Source organism: Rhodococcus sp. IEGM 1370 (assembly GCF_033142325.1).
Classification (GTDB): Bacteria; Actinomycetota; Actinomycetes; order Mycobacteriales; family Mycobacteriaceae; genus Rhodococcoides.
The window spans coordinates 1-1,817 of sequence record NZ_JAWLRY010000058.1; the positions used below are offsets into that span (position 1 = coordinate 1).

General features: G+C 64.5%; 1 protein-coding gene and 1 pseudogene. Both read right to left on the reverse strand.

Annotated elements, in window-relative coordinates; genetic code table 11:
• On the reverse strand, nucleotides 1-1,439 hold a 1,439-nt coding region (locus R4P47_RS24960), incomplete at its 3' end, for a cytochrome c biogenesis protein ResB (RefSeq protein ID WP_032400877.1).
• 34 nt (nucleotides 1,440-1,473) lie between these two features.
• A pseudogene (locus tag R4P47_RS24965) lies at nucleotides 1,474-1,817 on the reverse strand (apolipoprotein N-acyltransferase); the annotation flags it as partial.

Sequence of the window (1,817 nt, forward strand, 5' to 3'; positions counted from 1 at the left end):
ACCAGGGACACCAGTAGTCCGGTCATCATCGTGACCGCGAACACGAGCACCCACCGCTGCGCGGGGTCGTATCCGACCTGGAGGTTCGCGAATTCCTTGGCACCGTCGAACCGGACGACGGTGCCGTCGGAGAGGGTCGTCGATTCTCCGGGCCGCAGGTTGACCCGGTCCTGCTTGACCAGCCGGCCCTGGTTGATCATCTCCTGGTCCAGGGAGAAGATCGACTGCGGGATGCCGGTGTCGAGACCGGTGTCGCCTTTGTAGATGTCCACTGCCACCGCGGGATCGACCAGTTCCGGGAAGCGGGAGGAGAGCAGGTTGCCGTTGAATTGCGCGGTGGGCGCGAAGAGTCCTTCGATGGCGATCTGCCCTCGGCGGCGCTCCTCGGCGGTGGCGTAGGTCCCCCCGGGTGGGTCGAATCGCAGCGCGCCGCTGCTGAGGAACGTGGTGGCGTCGTCGGGGCGGAACTGCAGCGCTTCGGTGCGGGTCTGGCCGTCGGGGAAGGTGACGGTGAACTCGGGGGCGTAGCCGTGTCCGGTGAGGTAGATGCGTTCGTCGCCGAGCCGGAGGGGTTCGTTGACTTTGAGTTGATAGTCGCGCCAGGTGTCGGCGGCGATGTCGTCGGCGCTCTGGTAGGAGATGTTCGAGGTGAACATCTCGGCCTGACCGTTCTCGAGGTAGTCGGCGGTGAAATCTCTGACCCGGATACAGAACGGCTCGAGTCCGGTGCCGTCGGTGCTGTTGCCGGCGCGAAAGGAGTCGTAGATCGCGGGCGAGGTGTTGCAGAAACCGGGCCCGTTGTCGGCGATGACGATGACCGAGCCTTCGTAGCCGAACAGTTTGCCGATCGCGATGGCCGCGAGCAGACCGATCAGCGAGAAGTGAAACAGCAGGTTCCCGGCCTCGCGGGTGTAGCCCTTCTCCGCCGAGAGAGTCAGTGCCCCATCGGGCTCGGGTCGAACGGCGGTACGCCACCCTTTCAAGTGCCGCGCGATGTCGGCGATCACCTTCTCGGGGTCACCGGCGAGGGTGCCCGAATGATGCAACGGTAGTCGAGTGAGGTTTCGCGGTACTCGAACAGGTTGTGCGCGAAGAGCTTTGCCGTGCTCGATCAACCGGGGAGTCAGACAGCCGATCAGCGACACGAACAACAGGACGTAGATCGCGGTGAACCAGGAACTCGCGAACACGTCGAACAATTCCAGCGTGTCCATCACCGGCCCGAGAACCGGACGCGCGGCAATGAAAGAATCGACGGCCTGGGTATTGAGATTGCGCTGCGGCAGCAAAGCGCCGGGGACAGCTGCGGCGGCGAGGAGGAACAGCAGCACCAACGCTGTCCGCATCGACGTCAGTTGTCGCCACCGGTTGCGCAGCATCGCCACTGTTCTGCGCACCAGTCCCGGCGAGTGCGCACGGGGGTGTTCGTCGATCGTCATCTCCGCACGCCCTTCACCGACCACCATCTAAATACTACGCGACATAGTAGTTTGCGGGGTTCGGTGTGATGGAGCGTGGTCGGCGCAGCAGCGAGAACGCCAGTGCTGCACCAGCGCCGGTGGCGGCAATCCATTCCGGAACGCTGCCGGTGATCGTCGCCGGGGTGAGGGTGGTGCTCAGTGACACCTCGGTGACGACAGCTGCGGGGGTGAACAGCTCCGTGCGCTCGACGACCTCCCCGCGTGCATCGATGACGGCGCTGACGCCGCTGGTGGCCGACACGACGACGCTGCGCCCGTGTTCGACCGCTCGTACCCGCGACATGGCGAGTTGTTGATAGGTCATGTTCGTCCGACCGAAAGTGGCGTTGTTGGTGG